The sequence below is a fragment of the Daejeonella sp. genome (genome assembly GCF_030684675.1).
GTDB lineage: Bacteria > Bacteroidota > Bacteroidia > Sphingobacteriales > Sphingobacteriaceae > Daejeonella.
The window spans coordinates 1-3,043 of the sequence record NZ_JAUXXZ010000012.1 but is presented as its reverse complement, the minus strand read 5'-3'; the positions used below and the strand labels follow the sequence as shown (position 1 = coordinate 3,043).

The following is a 3,043-nucleotide window of genomic DNA, read 5'->3' as shown; positions in this document are numbered from 1 at the left end:
ATAAGAATAAAATGAGTACGCTGAATGCAGTTAGAAACAAGTTAATCCACCGGATTTTTGCATGTGTCAACAATAACCGACCCTATGAAAAAAATTATCAAAGATTAGTTGCATAGATCATAGAAATCGGGGTCGGGATTTCCGCATTCGCATTCTATAAACATTTGACCCCTTCAGGGTCAGGATTCCAGAATCCCATGCTATAAACATTTGATCCCTTCATGGTCAGAGATAAAATTCTAAATAGAAGGACAATCATCAATTCAGAGATTGCAATTGTAGAATTCTGATACATACGCCCACCTTCGGGGTCGGGATTTCCGTATCAACAATTGCTATAAACATTTGACCCTTTCCGGGTCATTTGAATTGTGATGCTTAAATATGAAAGCCTTCCTTTATGCTCTCAAAAGCCCTAATGTATTATTTTAACCCTTCTTAGGACTATGCTTACTCGGCATTTTTGGTGCTTTGGTTTTACCCTGAACCATGGAGTTTTCATTCCCTTTATTCACTGTAGCCTGTTTATTGTCAGTTTGATAAGACATCTGGCCTCCGCTGTTTGAAATACCCCTTGATTTCAGAGCTTCCTTTTGAGCATGGATCGATTGATTTCCTTTTGAACTACCCTGCTGGTTTTCATTGGATTTGTTTTTCATCGGTGTTTTCATAATACCCTCCTGGTTTTATTAAGCTATTGCAAGAATTTTCATTTTGCCTTGTATACAAGGTACGAATAAGTATTCTGGTAAAAAATGACCTTGATTACAACCAGTTTTTCTTTTTGAAAAAGATCAGGGTAAGTACCGATGACAGAACCATAAGTGCAGTGGCAAAAAGGTAGCCGTAATCCCATTCAAGTTCCGGCATAATTTTAAAATTCATGCCATAGACACTTGCAATCAATGTCGGAGGCATAAAGGCAACAGTCGCTACTGTAAAAATTTTAATGATTCGATTTTGCTCAATGTTAACAAGACCCATAAATGTGTCCTGAAGGTATTCCAATCGTTCGAAAGCAAATTTATTGTGCTCAATCAATGAACCAATATCCTTCATCATGATCCTCAGAACAGGCATATATTCTTCGGGAAAGAGACTGCTTTTCATCAGGGATGATACCAAACGCTGCTTGTCCACTATGTTTTCCCGCATCAGAATATTATAGTTTTGAAAGGAGGCAATTTTTAAAAGGATCTCTTCGTCTGAACGTTTTCTATTCAGTGTTAATTTTTTATTCAGGTCGGCAATGTCTTTCGCGAGACCTTCAATAATGTCGGCATCCTGTTCAATTCCTGTTTCAAGAATCGTGAGCAGGATATGATATCCGTTAGTAAATGAACCCGGATTTGATTTGATTTTTTTGACAGATTCTCCGAAGGTTTTCAAATCGTCATCCCGGTAGGTAAATAGAATTCCCTTTTCCAAGATGATGGATACCGGACAATAATCAAATTCCTGCAGTTTTGGAGATAGAAAATTGGAGTTGATGATCAGTTCATCATCCAGTTCATTAAATCTTGAAGAGCTTTCAATCTCAGATGATTCTTCAACCGAAGAGTATTTAATATCAAAATAGGTTTCGATCGTTACTTTCTCCTCAACGGTAGAATTTTGCAGATCTACCCATACCAGGTCATTAAGCGGGATTGTACGCAATAAGCTGATGTCGCTTTCTTTCGCCAGTCGTTTATCTTTCTTATAATATATCCGCAGCATAGCCTGAGTTTAAGGGTAAGATTGAATTTTGTATCTTTGCAAAAATAAAGTTTTGGGAACACCTTTAGATTACGGATACAAGAATTATAATCATTATGGCGCTTATCTTAAAAATAAGTATGATGGGCAGCGCGTATATAAGATTATTGCTGATGCCGGATTTACCTGTCCAAACCGCGATGGGAGCAAAGGTTACGGGGGATGCACCTATTGTAACGTAGATTCTTTCACTCCCGAACTTTCCCGGAAGCTTCCAACCATTCGCGAACAGATCGAACAGGGAATGGAAAGGGCCTATAAAAATTACAGAGCTGAAAAGTTTATTATCTATTTTCAGCCCAATACCAATACTTATGCTCCAACCCACTATCTCAAAATGCTTTATGATGAGGCTCTGAGTATCAATACAGAGAGTATTGTCGGATTATCAGTTGGAACCCGCCCTGATTGTATTGATTTTGAAAAATTGGCATTGCTTGAAAGTTATGCCGACAGATTTGATGTTGATCTGGAAATGGGGATGGAATCGATCTATGATGATACGCTTCTGAAAATCAACAGGGCATGTACCCACCAGGAATTCCTGAATGCAATTCAATTGGCAGAAAACACAAAGATTGATATCTGTGTTCATACCATTTTTGGCTTCCCATGGGAAACCCATGAAATGATGTTGCGTTATGCGGATGAGATCAACAGATACTCTCAAATCAAATTCGTTAAACTACATCATCTTCATATAGTAAAGGGCTCAATTATGGGTTCAAGATATGCCCGTGATCCTTTTAAAGTATTTACAATTGATGAATACACTGACTTTATAGCTGAGTTTATTCCTTTATTGAGACCTGATATTGTTCTTCAAAGGCTATTTGGCCTCGCCGATTTCGATTTGCTCATCGCTCCAAACTGGGGAATGAAAAAATCTCAGATCCAGAGTTATATCGATAAGCGACTTGAAGCCAAAGGAGTTGTGCAGGGGAGTGCATATAAAGTGGCTCCTCTTTTGGTCGTATGATCTTAATACACCATCCACTTATTTCGATTCTATACCAATCTTTCTTAAGGATCGATTTTCGAATACCCCAATTCCGGCCTCCGAGCTGGAACACGCACCAATCGAATGTTATGGAAGGCTCGACCCCAATGTCATTATTTAAGGATTGGGAGGTTCCCACTTTCGTGGTATTCTAGGTTTAACTTATCTCCAAATTTAATTTAAAATAGATTCTATCATGCTGCTCTCTCGTAATTTTCCACATATGATTCCCCTCTTTTAATCAGTGCGAACATCCTTAAGATCAGCTTGAATTTTATATTATTC

At 38.2% G+C, this 3,043-nt stretch carries 3 protein-coding genes; 1 reads left to right on the top strand and 2 read right to left on the bottom strand.

What is annotated here, in order from left to right; all coding sequences use genetic code 11:
* Nucleotides 1–428: 428 nt before the first annotated feature.
* Together Q8M41_RS01995 and corA are read right to left on the bottom strand one after the other, a co-directional pair.
* A complete protein-coding gene (locus Q8M41_RS01995; RefSeq protein WP_305363565.1) occupies nucleotides 429–659 on the bottom strand; it encodes a hypothetical protein in 231 nt (76 codons plus the stop codon).
* Between the two features lie 106 nt (nucleotides 660–765).
* Nucleotides 766–1,719 (bottom strand): magnesium/cobalt transporter CorA, encoded by a 954-nt coding sequence (corA, locus tag Q8M41_RS01990; protein ID WP_305363564.1) that lies wholly within the window; start codon nucleotides 1,717–1,719, stop codon nucleotides 766–768.
* A 52-nt stretch (nucleotides 1,720–1,771) separates the two neighbouring features.
* Here corA and Q8M41_RS01985 point away from each other — a divergent pair, with 52 nt between their 5' ends.
* Nucleotides 1,772–2,737: a TIGR01212 family radical SAM protein gene (locus Q8M41_RS01985; RefSeq protein WP_304759941.1), complete on the top strand. Its 966-nt coding sequence runs from the start codon at nucleotides 1,772–1,774 to the stop codon at nucleotides 2,735–2,737.
* The last annotated feature ends 306 nt before the right edge of the window (nucleotides 2,738–3,043 follow it).

Coding starts and splice junctions, on each gene's coding strand:
- Q8M41_RS01995 (WP_305363565.1), bottom strand. CDS start 659: ATGAAAAACAAATCCAATGAAAACCAGCAGGGTAGTTCAAAAGGAAAT.
- corA (WP_305363564.1), bottom strand. CDS start 1,719: ATGCTGCGGATATATTATAAGAAAGATAAACGACTGGCGAAAGAAAGC.